The 14,341-nt window shown below is 70.9% G+C and carries 13 protein-coding genes and 1 riboswitch; of the genes, 9 read left to right on the forward strand and 4 right to left on the reverse strand.

The genetic code is table 11. The features are described 5' to 3' along the window. The first annotated feature begins 46 nt into the window (after positions 1 to 46). The 7 genes from shc (at position 47) to ACZ561_RS13350 (ending at position 8,030) form a co-directional block, all read left to right on the forward strand. On the forward strand, positions 47 to 2,029 hold the full coding sequence (gene shc, locus ACZ561_RS13320; protein ID WP_470993532.1) for a squalene--hopene cyclase: 1,983 nt from the start codon (positions 47 to 49) through the stop codon (positions 2,027 to 2,029). Continuing rightward, on the forward strand, positions 2,029 to 2,685 hold the full coding sequence (locus ACZ561_RS13325) for a phosphorylase family protein (RefSeq protein WP_470993535.1): 657 nt from the start codon (positions 2,029 to 2,031) through the stop codon (positions 2,683 to 2,685). Before shc ends, ACZ561_RS13325 begins: the two co-directional genes overlap by 1 nt. Before the next feature lie 7 nt (positions 2,686 to 2,692). Next, positions 2,693 to 3,715, forward strand: coding sequence for an adenosyl-hopene transferase HpnH (gene hpnH, locus ACZ561_RS13330; protein WP_329113667.1), 1,023 nt, complete (start codon positions 2,693 to 2,695; stop codon positions 3,713 to 3,715). 81 nt (positions 3,716 to 3,796) lie between these two features. Next, a complete protein-coding gene (gene dxs, locus ACZ561_RS13335) occupies positions 3,797 to 5,767 on the forward strand; it encodes a 1-deoxy-D-xylulose-5-phosphate synthase (RefSeq protein ID WP_470993538.1) in 1,971 nt (656 codons plus the stop codon). After that, on the forward strand, positions 5,764 to 7,149 hold the full coding sequence (locus ACZ561_RS13340) for an aspartate aminotransferase family protein (protein ID WP_470993541.1): 1,386 nt from the start codon (positions 5,764 to 5,766) through the stop codon (positions 7,147 to 7,149). Before dxs ends, ACZ561_RS13340 begins: the two co-directional genes overlap by 4 nt. A gap of 75 nt (positions 7,150 to 7,224) precedes the next feature. Further along, the gene (locus ACZ561_RS13345) at positions 7,225 to 7,854 is read left to right on the forward strand and encodes an XRE family transcriptional regulator (protein ID WP_470993544.1); all 630 of its coding nucleotides are present in this window, start codon (positions 7,225 to 7,227) and stop codon (positions 7,852 to 7,854) included. Between the two features lie 20 nt (positions 7,855 to 7,874). Next, complete coding sequence (locus ACZ561_RS13350) at positions 7,875 to 8,030, forward strand: DUF6126 family protein (RefSeq protein WP_470993547.1); 156 nt, start codon at positions 7,875 to 7,877, stop codon at positions 8,028 to 8,030. Between the two features lie 9 nt (positions 8,031 to 8,039). On the opposite strand, the gene ACZ561_RS13355 is transcribed toward ACZ561_RS13350, so the two are convergent. Then, a complete protein-coding gene (locus tag ACZ561_RS13355; RefSeq protein ID WP_470993550.1) occupies positions 8,040 to 8,852 on the reverse strand; it encodes a tyrosine-protein phosphatase in 813 nt (270 codons plus the stop codon). A gap of 366 nt (positions 8,853 to 9,218) precedes the next feature. After that, a riboswitch (cyclic di-AMP (ydaO/yuaA leader) is annotated at positions 9,219 to 9,394 on the forward strand. A gap of 2 nt (positions 9,395 to 9,396) precedes the next feature. Between ACZ561_RS13355 and ACZ561_RS13360 the strand changes: the two genes are divergently transcribed. Then, on the forward strand, positions 9,397 to 10,368 hold the full coding sequence (locus ACZ561_RS13360) for a M23 family metallopeptidase (RefSeq protein ID WP_470993552.1): 972 nt from the start codon (positions 9,397 to 9,399) through the stop codon (positions 10,366 to 10,368). 163 nt (positions 10,369 to 10,531) lie between these two features. Next, a complete protein-coding gene (locus ACZ561_RS13365; protein ID WP_470993554.1) occupies positions 10,532 to 11,326 on the forward strand; it encodes an SGNH/GDSL hydrolase family protein in 795 nt (264 codons plus the stop codon). Here the strand turns inward: ACZ561_RS13365 and ACZ561_RS13370 are convergent. The 3 genes from ACZ561_RS13370 to ACZ561_RS13380 are packed head-to-tail and all read right to left on the reverse strand — an operon-like array spanning position 11,313 to position 14,330. Next, positions 11,313 to 12,167, reverse strand: a complete 855-nt coding sequence (locus tag ACZ561_RS13370) for an STM4011 family radical SAM protein (RefSeq protein ID WP_470993557.1) — start codon at positions 12,165 to 12,167, stop codon at positions 11,313 to 11,315. The genes ACZ561_RS13365 and ACZ561_RS13370 overlap by 14 nt on opposite strands. Before the next feature lie 13 nt (positions 12,168 to 12,180). After that, positions 12,181 to 13,512, reverse strand: a complete 1,332-nt coding sequence (locus tag ACZ561_RS13375; RefSeq protein ID WP_470993559.1) for an STM4012 family radical SAM protein — start codon at positions 13,510 to 13,512, stop codon at positions 12,181 to 12,183. Next, positions 13,509 to 14,330 (reverse strand): STM4013/SEN3800 family hydrolase, encoded by an 822-nt coding sequence (locus ACZ561_RS13380; protein ID WP_470994430.1) that lies wholly within the window; start codon positions 14,328 to 14,330, stop codon positions 13,509 to 13,511. The genes ACZ561_RS13375 and ACZ561_RS13380 overlap by 4 nt, the downstream gene beginning before the upstream one ends. Positions 14,331 to 14,341: the final 11 nt, after the last annotated feature.

Below are 14,341 nucleotides of genomic sequence, written 5' to 3' on the forward strand. Positions count from 1 at the left end.
GCAGACCCGAGGAAGCAGAAGTATTCGACTGCACGAAGGGGAAGCCATGACAGCGACGACCGACGGAAGCGCCGGGGCCGTGGGACCCCGGGCGGCCGCGGCCAGCGACACCACCGACACCGCGCTCGTGACCGGCCTCGAGGAGGCCGCGAAACGCGCGGCGGAACGCTCCGTCGAGCATCTGCTCGGCCGCCAGGACGCCGAAGGCTGGTGGAAGGGCGACCTGGAGACCAACGTCACCATGGACGCCGAGGACCTCCTGCTGCGCCAGTTCCTCGGGATCCGGGACGAGGAGACCACGCGCGCGGCAGCCCTCTTCATCCGGGGCGAGCAGCGCGAGGACGGCACCTGGGCGACCTTCTACGGAGGGCCCGGTGAACTCTCCACCACCATCGAGGCGTATGTGGCGCTGCGCCTCGCCGGGGACCTGCCCGAGGACCCGCACATGGCCCGCGCCTCCGCCTGGATCCGGGACCGGGGCGGGATCGCCGCCGCACGCGTCTTCACCCGGATCTGGCTCGCCCTCTTCGGCTGGTGGAAGTGGGACGACCTGCCCGAGCTGCCGCCCGAGCTGATCTTCCTGCCGAAGTGGTTCCCGCTCAACATCTACGACTTCGGCTGCTGGGCCCGGCAGACCATCGTGCCGCTCACCGTGGTCTCCGCGAAGCGGCCCGTACGCCCCGCGCCCTTCCCGCTGGACGAGCTGCACACCGATCCGGCGCGGCCGAATCCGGTGAAGCCATCGGTGTCCATGGCCAGTTGGGAAGGTGCCTTCCAGCGGATCGACAGGGCGCTGCACGTCTACCACAAGGTGGCCCCGCGTCGGCTGCGCAAGGCCGCCATGAACGTCGCCGCCCGCTGGATCGTCGAACGCCAGGAGAACGACGGCTGTTGGGGCGGCATCCAGCCCCCGGCCGTGTACTCGGTCATCGCCCTGCATCTGCTGGGATACGACCTGGAGCATCCCGTCATGCGGGCCGGGCTCGAGTCCCTCGACCGCTTCGCCGTGAGGCGCGAGGACGGCGCGCGCATGATCGAGGCCTGCCAGTCCCCGGTCTGGGACACCTGCCTGGCCACCATCGCCCTGGCGGACGCCGGGCTGCCGGCCGACCATCCGGCGCTGGTGAAGGCCGCCGACTGGATGCTGGGCGAGGAGATCGTCAAGCCCGGCGACTGGGCGGTGCGCAGGCCCCGACTGTCCCCGGGTGGCTGGGCGTTCGAGTTCCACAACGACAACTACCCGGACATCGACGACACCGCCGAGGTCATCCTCGCCCTGCGCCGGGTGAAGCACCCCGACCCCGCCGGCGTCGAGGCGGCCATCGCCCGCGGCGCCCGATGGACCGCCGGGATGCAGTCGAAGAACGGGGCCTGGGCCGCCTTCGACGCGGACAACACCAGCCCCTTCCCCAACCGGCTGCCGTTCTGCGACTTCGGCGAGGTCATCGACCCGCCGTCGGCCGACGTCACCGCCCATGTCGTGGAGATGCTCGCCTACGAGGGCAAGGCCCAGCACCCGCGTACCCGCAGGGGAGTCGAGTGGCTGCTCGCCGAACAGGAGCCGACCGGCGCCTGGTTCGGACGCTGGGGGGTCAACTACGTGTACGGGACGGGCTCGGTGGTCCCCGCGCTCACCGCGGCCGGGCTGCCCCGCTCCCACCCCGCGATCCGCCGCGCCGTCGCCTGGCTGGAGTCCGTGCAGAACGAGGACGGCGGCTGGGGCGAGGACCTGCGCTCGTACAAGGAGCAGCCCTGGATCGGGCACGGCGCCTCGACCGCCTCGCAGACCGCCTGGGCGCTGCTCGCCCTGCTCGCCGCCGGCGGACGCGACTCCAAGGCCGTGGAGCGCGGCATCGCCTGGCTGGCCGAGACGCAGCGCGCGGACGGGTCCTGGGACGAGCCGTACTTCACCGGCACCGGCTTCCCCTGGGACTTCTCCATCAACTACCACCTGTACCGGCAGGTGTTCCCGCTCACGGCGCTCGGGCGCTATGTGAACGGCGAACCCGCCGTTTCCCGGGAGGGGTGATGGCCGAGGAGCCGGGGCCTTCTTCCGGTGGCGTGCCGCCGCTGCTGATCGCGTGCGCGCTCGGTATCGAGCAGCTCGCCCTGCGCAGCGGTGACCGGGGCGGCGCGCCCGGCCCGTTCACCGTGGTGCGCACCGGCATGGGCCCCGACCGTGCCCGCCGCGCCGTGTCCCGGGCGCTTCACCGGGAGCCCTGGCGGGACGCCGTCGTCATCGCCTCGGGCTTCTGCGCCGGACTCGCCCCGGGGATGCACCCCGGGGACCTGATCGTCGCCGACGAGACCCGGGGTCCCGAGGGAACGACCGCCTGCACCGGGGCGGACCTGCTGGTCAAGGCCCTGACCCGGGCCCTGCCCGGCAGGGTCGTCCACACCGGCCCGCTGACCGGCTCCGACCATGTCGTGCGCGGCCACGAGCGGGCGGAGCTGTGGGCCACCGGAGCCATCGCGGTGGACATGGAGTCCGCCGCCACGCTCGGCACCGCGCTGGCCGCCGGGCCCCGCCCGGTTGCGGCCGTACGGGTGGTCGTGGACGCTCCAGAACATGAACTGGTCCGGATCGGCACGGTACGCGGTGGAATATCGGCTTTCCGTGTTCTTCGTGCCGTCCTTCCCGCATTCTTCGAATGGCACCGTTCTTTGCTGCTCCCCAGGAGGTGAGCGAGTTATGGCCATGCCGCTCCGTCAGTCCATCCGGGTCGGGACCTATCTCATCGAACAGAAGCTCCGCAAGCGGGACAAGTTCCCTCTGATCGTCGAACTGGAGCCGCTGTTCGCCTGCAACCTCAAGTGCGAGGGCTGCGGAAAGATCCAGCACCCGGCGGGTGTGCTCAAGCAGCGGATGCCGGTCGCGCAGGCAGTCGGCGCGGTCCTGGAGTCCGGGGCGCCGATGGTCTCCATCGCGGGCGGCGAGCCCCTGATGCACCCTCAGATCGACGAGATCGTGCGTCAGTTGGTCGCCAAGAGGAAGTACGTCTTCCTCTGCACCAACGCCATGCTGCTGCGCAAGAAGCTGGAGAACTTCACCCCCTCCCCGTACTTCGCCTTCGCGGTGCACATCGACGGGCTCCGTGAGCGGCACGACGAATCCGTCGCCAAGGAAGGAGTGTTCGACGAGGCGGTGGCGGCGATCAAGGAGGCCAAGCGGCGCGGCTTCCGGGTGACCACCAACTCGACCTTCTTCAACACCGACACCCCGCAGACCATCATCGAGGTGCTCAACTACCTCAACGACGACCTCCAGGTCGACGAGATGATGATCTCGCCCGCGTATGCCTACGAGAAGGCCCCCGATCAGGAGCACTTCCTCGGCGTCGAGCAGACCCGGGAGCTGTTCAAGAAGGCCTTCGCCGGCGGCAACCGCGGCCGCTGGCGGCTGAACCACTCGCCGCTCTTCCTGGACTTCCTGGAGGGCAAGGCCGACTTCCCCTGCACCGCGTGGGCGATCCCGAACTACTCGCTCTTCGGCTGGCAGCGCCCCTGCTACCTGATGAGCGACGGCTACGTCCCCACGTACCGGGAGCTGATCGAGGAGACCGACTGGGACAAGTACGGCCGCGGCAAGGATCCGCGCTGCGCCAACTGCATGGCGCACTGCGGATACGAGCCGACCGCCGTCCTCGCCACCATGGGCTCGCTCAAGGAGTCACTGCGGGCGGCCCGCGAGACCGTCTCCGGCAACCGAGGGTGAGAGAGGCGCCCGGGGAGCCCTGTCCAGGACTCCCCGGGCGCGCAGCAGTACGCCGGGTCGACAGGTCGAAGGGGGCCGAGCATGACGATTCTGGAGAACATTCGGGGGCCACAGGACCTCCGGCCGCTCGGCGAGGCCGAGCTCGACGAACTGGCCGAGGAGATCAGGCAGTTCCTGATCCAGGCCGTCGCCAGGACCGGCGGCCATCTGGGCCCCAACCTCGGCGTGGTGGAGCTCACGCTCGCCCTGCACCGGGTCTTCGACTCGCCCGCCGACCGCATCCTGTGGGACACCGGTCACCAGACCTACGTCCACAAACTGCTCACCGGCCGCCAGGACTTCTCCAAGCTGCGCGGCAAGGGCGGACTCTCCGGCTATCCCTCCCGCGAGGAATCGCCGCACGACGTCATCGAGAACTCGCACGCCTCGACCGTCCTCGGCTGGGCCGACGGCATCGCCAAGGCCAACGAGGTGTCCGGCCGCCCGGACCACGTGGTCGCCGTCATCGGCGACGGAGCACTCACCGGCGGCATGGCCTGGGAGGCGCTCAACAACATCGCCGCCGCCAAGGACCGGCCCCTGATCATCGTCGTCAACGACAACGAGCGCTCCTACGCGCCCACGATCGGCGGCCTCGCCCACCACCTGGCGGCCCTGCGGACCACCGACGACTACGAGCGCTTCCTCGCCTGGGGCAAGGACGTACTCCAGCACACACCGGTCATCGGACAGCCGCTCTACGGCTCGCTGCACGGCGCCAAGAAGGGGTTCAAGGACGCCTTCGCGCCCCAGGGCCTCTTCGAGGACCTCGGCCTGAAGTACGTCGGCCCCGTCGACGGCCACGACATCGGGGCCGTCGAGTCCGCGCTGCGCCGCGCCCAGCGCTTCCACGGGCCCGTGCTCGTCCACTGCCTCACAGAGAAGGGCCGCGGCTACGGACCGGCGCTGGAGGACGAGGCCGACCGCTTCCACGCCGTGGGGGCCATGGACCCGCTCACCTGCGAGCCGCTGACCCCGTCCGGCGGCCCGTCCTGGACCTCCGTCTTCGGTGACGCGATCGCCGAGATCGGGGCCGAGCGGCCGGACGTGGTCGCGATCACCGCCGCCATGCTGCACCCCGTCGGCCTGACGAAGTTCGCCGAGCGCTTCCCCGACCGGGTCTGGGACGTCGGCATCGCCGAGCAGCACGCCGTCGTCTCGGCCGCGGGCCTCGCGGCCGGCGGCCTCCACCCGGTCGTCGCCGTCTACGCGACCTTCCTCAACCGTGCCTTCGACCAGCTGCTCATGGACGTGGCCCTGCACAAATGCGGAGTCACCTTCGTCCTCGACCGGGCCGGCGTCACCGGCACGGACGGCGCCTCCCACAACGGCATGTGGGACCTGTCGCTCCTCCAGGTCGTGCCGGGACTGCGGATCGCCGCGCCGCGCGACGCCGAGCAGCTGCGGGCCCAGCTGCGCGAGGCCGTCGAGGTCGACGACGCCCCGACCGTGCTGCGGTTCCCCAAGGAGACCGTGGGCGCTCCGGTGCCGGCCGTGGGACGGATCGGCGCCATGGACGTCCTGCTCGCCCCCCGACCGGACCCCGTCCCGCAGCCGGAGCTCGTTGCCCGGCCGGGCAACGCCGTCCGGCCGGACCTCGGCTCGGAGCCGGATCCCGCCGCGCAGCCGGACGCGGAGGTGCTGCTGGTCGCCGTCGGCGTGATGGCGGAGGTCTGCCTCCACGCCGCCGAGCTGCTGGCCGCACGCGGCATCCGGTGCACCGTCGTCGACCCGCGCTGGGTCAAACCGGTCGACGAGGCCCTCGCCCCGCTCGCCGAGCGGCACCGCCTGGTCGCGGTCGTCGAGGACAACAGCCGCACGGGCGGCGTCGGGGCGGCGGTCGGCCAGGCCCTGCGCGACGCGGGCGTCGACGTACCACTGCGGACCTACGGAATCCCCGAGCAGTTCCTCGCGCACGCGAAGCGCGGAGAGGTGCTCGCGGATCTCGGTCTCACCCCGGTGGAGATCGCCGGAGACATCAGCGCGGCACTGACCCGGAAGAAGGGGCGATGACCAAGGAGTTCGACCTCGCGGCGCTGCTCACCGAACGCGGCGCCGAGCGCTACGAGCTGCACACCCGGTACCTCAACCACCAGCTTCCGCGGATGCTGCACACCATCGGCTTCGACAAGGTCTACGTGCGGGCCGAGGGCGCCCACTTCTGGGACGCCGACGGCGGCGACCACCTCGACATGCTGGCCGGCTTCGGCGTCATGGGCCTCGGCCGGCACCACCCCGTCGTCCGCCGGGCTCTCCACGACGTCCTGGACGCCTCCCTCGCCGACCTCACCCGCTTCGACTGCCAGCCCCTGCCCGGGCTGCTCGCCGAGAAGCTGCTTGCCCACAGTCCGCACCTCGACCGGGTCTTCTTCGGCAACAGCGGCACGGAGGCGGTGGAGACCGCGCTGAAGTTCGCCCGGTACGCCACCGGGAAGCCGAGGGTCCTGTACTGCTCCCACGCCTTCCACGGCCTGACCACCGGTTCCCTCTCGGTCAACGGAGAGGACGGCTTCCGGGACGGCTTCGCCCCGCTGTTGCCCGACACCGCGATCGAGCTGGGGGACCTGGAGGCCCTGGAGCGGGAGCTGCGCAAGGGGGACGTGGCCGCGTTCGTCGTCGAGCCCATCCAGGGCAAGGGGGTGCACGAGGCGCCGCCCGGCTTCCTGCGCGCCGCCCAGGAGCTGCTGCACGCGCGTGGCGCGCTGCTGATCGTCGACGAGGTGCAGACGGGGCTCGGCAGGACCGGGGACTTCTACGCGTACCAGCACGAGGAAGGTGTCGAACCGGACCTCGTCTGCGTCGCCAAGGCGCTCTCCGGCGGCTATGTGCCGGTCGGCGCGACGCTCGGCAAGGACTGGATCTTCAAGAAGGTCTACTCGTCCATGGACCGGGTCCTCGTCCACTCGGCCAGCTTCGGTTCGAACGCCCAGGCCATGGCCGCCGGGCTCGCCGTGCTCTCGGTCATGGAGAACGAGGGGACGGTGGCGCATGCGCGCCGGGTGGGCGAGCTGCTGTCCTCGCGCCTCAAGGAGCTCGTCCCGCGCTACGAGCTGCTGAAGGAGATCCGCGGACGCGGGCTGATGATCGGGATCGAGTTCGGGCGGCCGTCCTCGCTCGGGCTGCGCAGCCGGTGGACGATGCTGCAGGCGGCCCGCAAGGGGCTCTTCGCCCAGATGGTCGTCGTCCCGCTGCTCCAGCGGCACCGGATCCTCACCCAGGTCTCGGGAGACCATCTGGAGGTGATCAAACTGATCCCGCCGCTGATCATCGACGAGGAGGACGTGGACCGCTTCGTGACCGCCTTCACGGCCGTGATGGACGACGCCCATGGGGGCGGCGGACTGATGTGGGACTTCGGGAAGACGCTGGTCAAGCAGGCGGTGGCACAGCGCTGATCTTCGGTCTCGGGAGACTTTTGCCTCCGAGGCAAGAAAGTTGCCTCAGAGGAAAGATCCTGGCGGAATGGGGGCATGGAGCACCTCCCCGGGGAGCGGTCCCCGGACCCCGCCGCACCCGATGTCCTGCCGGACGTCGCGCCCCAGCTGCGCGCCCTGCGCCGACGCCGAGGGCTGACCCTGGAGGCCGCCGCCCAGCGGGCCGGTCTCTCCCCGGCCCATCTCTCCCGGCTGGAGACCGGCCGCCGGCAGCCCTCGCTGCCCATGCTGCTCGCCCTCGCCCGCATCTACGGTACGACGGTCGCCGAGCTCCTGGGTGAGGTTCCGCCCGAGCGTGATCCGGTCGTCAGGGCGGGCCGGTCCGAGCCCGTCGAGGCCGACGGCTGGATCTACCGCCAGGCCGGTGGCCCCGGCCGCGCGATGCAGGCGCTCCGGGTCCACGTGCCGTACGCCACCCGGACCGACATCGTGCGCGTCCACCCCGGGGAGGAGTGGCTCCACGTCCTCGAAGGGCAGGTGCGCCTCGCACTCGGCGACACCGTGCACGTACTCGACCCGGGGGACAGCGCGCACTTCGACTCGCTCACCCCGCACCGCATCGGCGCCGCCGGCCGCGGCGGGGCCGAGCTGCTCTTCGTCCACACGCTGATGCAGAGCCCCGCCGCCGAGCTGTGCCTCGGCGACGGAACTCCGCATCCGCGCTGAGCCCTTCGGAAGGGGCCGATATGTCCGACAAGTCCGTACCCGTCACCGGCGAAGAGCGCGACGGGGGCAAGTTCCCCAAGGGTCTGGTGCTCCGGCTCTTCGCCTATCTGGTGGCCGGGCACCTCTTCGCCGGGTTCCTCTACCTGCTGTTCATGCTCGGCGGGCAGAACCAGTAGAGGACGGGGTCACGCCTCGACGACGAGCCGCTCGCGCAGCCGCTCCCGCGTCTCGGGGGCGAGCTCGAGGCCGTCCGTGAGGTAGCTCTCGACCGTGCCCCAGGTCTGCTCGATCGTCTCGAACGCTGCCCGCAGGTACTCGACGCGCGCGTCGAAGAGCGGGCTGAGCAGCTCCATCACCTCGGGCGACATGGCGTCCGCGGCGGTGGAGCTGCGGCGCACCTTGTACCGGCGGTGCGGGTCGTTCGACTTCACGTAGTCGGCCTCGATCGCCTCGCGCTCGACACCCACCGCGAGCAGCGAGATGGCGATCGACAGGCCCGCGCGGTCCTTGCCGGCCGCGCAGTGCATCAGCGCCGGAACGCTGTCCTCGGCCATCGCGTGCAGGATGCGGCTGTGCTCCGCGATCCGCTCGACAATCATCTTCCGGTACGAATCGGACATTCGGGCGGCTGCCTTGCCGTCACCCAGGATGGCGCGGAGCTGCTCCAGCTCGCCCGTGCTGACCAGCTTCCAGAACTCCTTGCCGTCGGCCGGGTCATTGAGCGGTATGTTCACATTTCGTACACCCGGAAGTTCGACGTCCGGGCCCTCGACCTTCCGGTCCGCCTGGTTGCGGAAGTCGAAGATCGTGTGCAGCCCGAGGGTGGAGAGGAAGGCCGCGTCCTCCTCGGTGGCGTGCGCGAGGTGGCCGCTGCGGAAGAGTCGTCCGAATCGCACCGATCCGCCGCGCATGGTCGGCAGGCCGCCCACGTCCCGGAAGTTGCGCACCCCGGTGAGCTCGGGTTCGGTCGACGGGACCTGCGGCAGCTGCTGCGTCACGAGTGCTCCTGAAGGTTGACTGATCGAGATCGGTTCCAGGGGCAATCATCCCGGGTGGGGGCGGCTCCGCATACCCCCGGGGTATGGGAATGGGTGTTCTGTCCGAATTGGGCCCTTAGGTATAACGCGCCCTGGTAATAGGGGAGATGGGTTCCGGTGCGTGAGCAGCGTCATAAAAGTGACGGACCGTGCCTGATCGTTCCGGACAATCTCCCTGCCGGAAAAGGGAATCGGCGCTCCGCCCTCCACGGAGGGTGACCGGAATTCGGCCTGAATATCCCGGCCCTGAATGCGGGAGAAAAACGGTGGCTTGTTCGCGCCGACTCCGCTCGTCTACGGTCACCGTCAATCCGGTCGGACCGCCGAATCCTGCCACCGCCCGGAATCCGCACCCATCCACGTACGGCAGGAGCGGGGGACCCAGGTAAGTACGCCGAACCGGATCGATCCGGACGGCTTGGGGTTAAGTCGCGTGAGAACGCGGCCGGACATCTCCAGTCCGAACCCGACAGCTCACCTCGCAGGCGACGGAGAGGAATTCGCCATGCCCGCAAAGGGTAAGCACCGCCGTCCCAAGGTCAACCCGATCACGCGCGGATTCGTCGCCGCCGGCACCGGTGGCGCCGTCGTCGCCCTGCCGCTCCTCGGTGCGACCGGAGCCCACGCCGCCGACAAGGGCGCCCCGACCGTGACGCCCGAGCAGGCCGTCGCCGCCGTCGCCGCCGCTCCCGCGAAGGCCCCCGCCGCCGACAAGACCGCCAAGCCGAAGACGTACTCCGTCGTCCGCGGCGACTACCTGTCGAAGATCGCCTCCGAGCACCACCTGGCGGGCGGCTGGAAGAAGCTCTACGAGGACAACCGCCAGGTCGTGGGCGGGAACCCCTCGCTGATCCTTCCCGGCATGAAGCTCACCCTCGGCGCCAAGTCGACGGCGACCCCGCCCGCGCCCAAGGCCGCCCCGAAGACCGCCCCGAAGGCCGCACCCAAGGCGGAGAAGTCCTCCACCGGTTCGGCCGAGCGCAGCTCGCGCAGCGCCGACCGCGGCACGGTCGAGTCCACCCAGGCCTCGACCTCCACCCCGGCGCCGTCCGCTCCCGCCAAGGCCGCTTCCTCCGGCTGGGTCGCCCCGGTCAGCGGCGGCGTCTCCACCCCGTACCGCGCCTCCGGTGCCATGTGGTCCTCCGGCTACCACACCGGTGTCGACTTCATCGCCTCCTCCGGCACCTCGGTCAAGGCCGTCGGTGCGGGCACCGTCTACTCCGCGGGCAACAGCGGCTCGTACGGCAACGAGGTCGTCATCCAGCACGCCGACGGCACGTTCTCGCAGTACGCCCACCTCTCCTCGCTGGGCGTCTCCGCCGGCCAGACCGTCACGGGCGGCCAGGAGATCGGTCTCTCCGGTTCGACCGGCAACTCCACCGGTCCGCACCTGCACTTCGAGATCCGCACCGGACCGAGCTACGGCTCGGACATCGACCCGCTGGCGTACCTGCGCTCGCACGGCGTCAGCATCTGACGTACACCCGGCACCCGAAGGGGCCCGGCACCTGTGTGCCGGGCCCCTTCGCGTTCCCCCGTATTCCGGCTTGGCGGAATCTTGACCGGTGGCGTATCTCACCCGGCGTCAACCCCTCCTTACGGTCGCGTAGGTCACACCCATAAGGGAAAGATGAGCTCCCGTGGCAGACGATTCGAGATCAAGAGACATGGACGTATTCGGGTCGTACGCGGCGATCGGTGACAGCTTCACCGAGGGCGTCGGAGACCCCGGGCCAGATGGGAAGTACGTCGGCTGGGCGGACCGCTTCGCGGTGCTGCTCGCCGACCAGCTGCCGGAGCACGACGCATTCCGTTACGCCAACCTGGCCGTACGCGGCCGCCTCCTCGACCAGATCGTGGAGGAGCAGGTCCCCAGGGCGAAGGAGCTCGCCCCCGACCTCGTGACCTTCTGCGCGGGGGGCAACGACATCATCCGCCCGGGTACCGACCCGGACGATGTCGCGGAGCGCTTCGAGCGCGCCGTCGCGGATCTGACCTCGGCCGTGGGCACGGTCATGGTGACGACCGGCTTCGACACCCGCGACGTACCCGTGCTGCGCCATCTGCGCGGCAAGATCGCCACCTACACGGCTCATGTCCGGGCCGTCGCCGACCGCTACGACTGCCCGGTCCTGGACCTGTGGTCGCTCAAGTCGGTGCAGGACAGGCGGGCTTGGGACGACGACCGGCTGCACCTCTCGCCCGAGGGTCACACCCGGGTCGCGCTGCGCGCCGCCCAGGTCCTCGGCATGGAGGTGCCGGCGGACCCGGACCAGGCGTGGCCGCCGCTGCCGCCGCGGAACACCCTGGACGTGCGCCGCGACGACATCAACTGGGCCAGGGAGTACCTCGTGCCGTGGATCGGCAGGCGGCTGCGGGGTGAGAGCTCGGGGGACCACGTGGAGGCCAAGCGCCCGGACCTCATGCCCCTCTGAGCGTGGCGGGGATCCGTTCCAGGACGCCTCCGGCGAACACGTCGTACAGCGGCAGCGTCTCCAGATGGACGTAGCCGATGTGGCAGTCGCAGACGGCGAGGGGGCAGGCGCGGGGCCGCAGGGCGGCGCGGTACGAACCGTCGTACAGGTTGCCGAGCTCGGCCTTCACGAAGTGGCAGCGTCGCACCGTCCCGTCACCGTCCACCGAGATCACCGACTCGCCGGTCCGGCAGGGGAGACCGGCCGAGGGGTGCGGACGGCGGCTGTACGGGAAGAGGGGGTCGAGGGCGGTCCAGCCATCGGCCTCCTCTTCGGTGTAGGTGTGCCCCTCGGCGGCGTTCACCCAGAGGTACACCTCGGGCGGGAGATCGTCCCGGAGCCGCCGAGCGTGCTCCCGGTGCTCCGGCAGGCCGACGATCCCGACGCTGAAACGCGTGCCCCGGGCGGCCAGTTCGCGGCACTTGGCGAGAAAGCGGTCGTACGGTGTCTGCCCCGGGTGGTAGGTGCACCAGAGCGCGAGGGTCTCGGGGTCGGCCTCGGCCAGCCAGTCGGTGCGGCAGCTCAGATTCGTCTGGATCGCCACCCGCTCGATGTGGGGGAGGCGCGACAGCTCGGTGAGCGTGCGCCGGTACCAGGACCTGACCAGGCCCTCGCCCCACGGGGTGAAGAGAATCCTCAGCCGGTCGCCGGTCTGCGCGGCCGCCCAGGCGGAGAAGCGCTCCAGCGCGGCGCGGTCGGCACGCAGCTGCTCGCGGCTGTCACGGCGCTTGGCGAAGGGGCAGTAGGGGCAGTCGTAGTCGCAGGAGGCGAGCGGGCCCCGGTAGAGGATCGTCAGGTCCATGCCGTCACCTCCGCTACTTCGGCTCGTAGGCGGCCATCGCCGCCCGGACGGCCGGCGAGAACAGCGCGGGACCGAGCGCGTCCGAGTGGGCCAGGCCCTCGGGCGAGAGCCGCAACAGCCCGGCCGGGGCCGTCGGATCCAGCCAGCCGAGCTTCTCGAACCGGCCCAGTTCGGCCGGGAAGTCCGCGAACGGCGAGGTGCCGAACCGCTCGTCGTAGTCGACCGCCGACATGCCCCGGGCCTGCAGGAGCGACTGGAGCAGATGGCGTCGGCGCGCCTCGTCCGCCTCGACCCACCGGCCCACCTGGGCGCGGGTGAAGTCCCGCGTCCCGGTGTAGAAGTCGATGATCGAGCGAACCTCCCTCATGTCGACGGCGTAGTCGAAGGAGTAGTGCAGCGAGGAGGTGTACGAGCGCGCCCCGCAGCCCAGGCCGATCATCCCGTCCGTCTGGCAGGCGTAGTCGTCCGCGCCCTGCGGCGGGGCGTCCGCGCGCCGGAACATCCGCATCGATTCCTGCTGGTACCCCCGCGCCAGCAGATGGTCCCGGCCGTGGCGGTACAGCCGCAGCCGCTGCTCGTCCCACTCCCGGTCCGCGGTGGGCGAGAGTCGGCCGAGGCCGGTGAGCGGGCGGATGTAGAGGGGATAGAGATACAGCTCCTCGGGCGCCCAGGCGAGCGCCGCGTCGAGGGAACGGGTCCAGGACTCCTCGGTCTGGCCGTCGATGCCGTAGATGAGGTCGATGTTCAGTACGGGGACGCCGGTGTCCCGGATGCGGGCGAGCGCGGCCTCGACATCGGCGCGGCGCTGCGGCCGCACGGCGGCGCGGGCCTCGGCCTCGACGAAGCTCTGCACTCCGATGCTGAGCCGGGTGGCGCCCCGGTCGGCCAGGACCGCCAGCCGGTCGGCGGTGGCCGTCGAGGGGGAGGTCTCCACGGAGAGCGGGACGGCCCGCAGATCCGCACCCATCCGCTTCTCCGCGATGTCGCAGAGCCGCTCCAGCTCGCCGGCGGTGAGGAAGGTGGGGGTGCCCCCGCCGAAGGCGGCCGTGGCGAAACGGACCGGTCCGGCGTCGCCGAGCGCCTCCCTCACGGCTGTCGCCTGTCGGTCGAGCGCGTCGAGATAGCGGCTGGTCAGCTCGTCCGGGGCGCCGATCCGGGTGAAGAGGTTGCAGAAGCCGCAGCGGACCTCGCAGAACGGTATGTGCGCATAGAGGGAGAGCGTGTCCTTCGGCTCGTCCGCCCACAGCGCCGCGAGGGAGGGCGCGGGGTCGGGGAGCGGCCGGTACGCCGTCTTGTGCGGGTAGGCGTAGACATAGCTCTCGTACGGACGCGGGGCATCGCTCATGCGACCGCCTCCCGCTCCGGGCCGTCCAGGAAGAAGTGGGCGTACGGCACGGTCCAGACGACCTCGTGGCCGAGGCGGTGACCGGTGAAGCCGTCCTCCCCGTATGCCGTGCCGTGGTCGGAGCAGACGATCGCGAAGCAGTTCCGGCGGCTGCTCATGGCGGCGAAGAGCCGGCCGATGTGCCGGTCGACGTACTCCAGCGCCGCCGCGTGCGAGGCCCGGGTGTCACCGGACTCCCGGGTGGCACCGGGCAGATGGAACCAGTTGGGCTGGTGCAGGGCTGCGACGTTGACGAAGAGGAAGAGGCGCTGCTCGTGCGGGAGCGCGGCGACGATCTCCTCGGCCCGGGTCACCTGGGACTCGAAGGAGGTGGGGGAGGCGACGCCGAAGTCGGGCTCCCAGTGGCTCTCCTGGAAGAGGCCGGGCAGCACGGAGCCGAGGGGGCCCTGGCCGTTGAAGAAGCCGACGCCGCCGACGCAGGCGGTGCGGTAGCCCTCCTTCGCCAGACCGGAGACCAGATCGGGGGTGTCGTGGACGAAGGTGCCGTCGGCGGTGCTCTCGCTGCCCGCGAACCGCGCGGCGAAGAGTCTGGGGTGCGGGCCCTGGTGGTCCGGGGTCGGCAGGAAGCCCGCGAAGATCGCCTGATGGGAGGCGTAGGTGAAGCTGCCGGGGGCGTGCCGGCGCTCCCAGCTGCCGCCGGGGAGGTGCCGGGCCAGGTTCGGGATGCGGCCGGCCGCGGCGAGCTCGGTGGCGACGTCGTACCGGAGGGTGTCGAGCGTGACCAGGAGGAGATCGTGGCTGCCCACGATCTCGTTCATGTCGGGTGCGG

The sequence above is a fragment of the Streptomyces sp. NPDC039609 genome (assembly GCF_055596705.1).

What these genes read in the sequence shown, in the direction of transcription:
- shc (WP_470993532.1), top strand. Translation starts at nt 47, where the DNA reads ATGACAGCGACGACCGACGGAAGCGCCGGGGCCGTGGGACCCCGGGCG.
- ACZ561_RS13325 (WP_470993535.1), top strand. Translation starts at nt 2,029, where the DNA reads ATGGCCGAGGAGCCGGGGCCTTCTTCCGGTGGCGTGCCGCCGCTGCTG.
- hpnH (WP_329113667.1), top strand. Translation starts at nt 2,693, where the DNA reads ATGGCCATGCCGCTCCGTCAGTCCATCCGGGTCGGGACCTATCTCATC.
- dxs (WP_470993538.1), top strand. Translation starts at nt 3,797, where the DNA reads ATGACGATTCTGGAGAACATTCGGGGGCCACAGGACCTCCGGCCGCTC.
- ACZ561_RS13340 (WP_470993541.1), top strand. Translation starts at nt 5,764, where the DNA reads ATGACCAAGGAGTTCGACCTCGCGGCGCTGCTCACCGAACGCGGCGCC.
- ACZ561_RS13345 (WP_470993544.1), top strand. Translation starts at nt 7,225, where the DNA reads ATGGAGCACCTCCCCGGGGAGCGGTCCCCGGACCCCGCCGCACCCGAT.
- ACZ561_RS13350 (WP_470993547.1), top strand. Translation starts at nt 7,875, where the DNA reads ATGTCCGACAAGTCCGTACCCGTCACCGGCGAAGAGCGCGACGGGGGC.
- ACZ561_RS13360 (WP_470993552.1), top strand. Translation starts at nt 9,397, where the DNA reads ATGCCCGCAAAGGGTAAGCACCGCCGTCCCAAGGTCAACCCGATCACG.
- ACZ561_RS13370 (WP_470993557.1), bottom strand. Translation starts at nt 12,167, where the DNA reads ATGGACCTGACGATCCTCTACCGGGGCCCGCTCGCCTCCTGCGACTAC.
- ACZ561_RS13375 (WP_470993559.1), bottom strand. Translation starts at nt 13,512, where the DNA reads ATGAGCGATGCCCCGCGTCCGTACGAGAGCTATGTCTACGCCTACCCG.
- ACZ561_RS13380 (WP_470994430.1), bottom strand. Translation starts at nt 14,330, where the DNA reads ATGAACGAGATCGTGGGCAGCCACGATCTCCTCCTGGTCACGCTCGAC.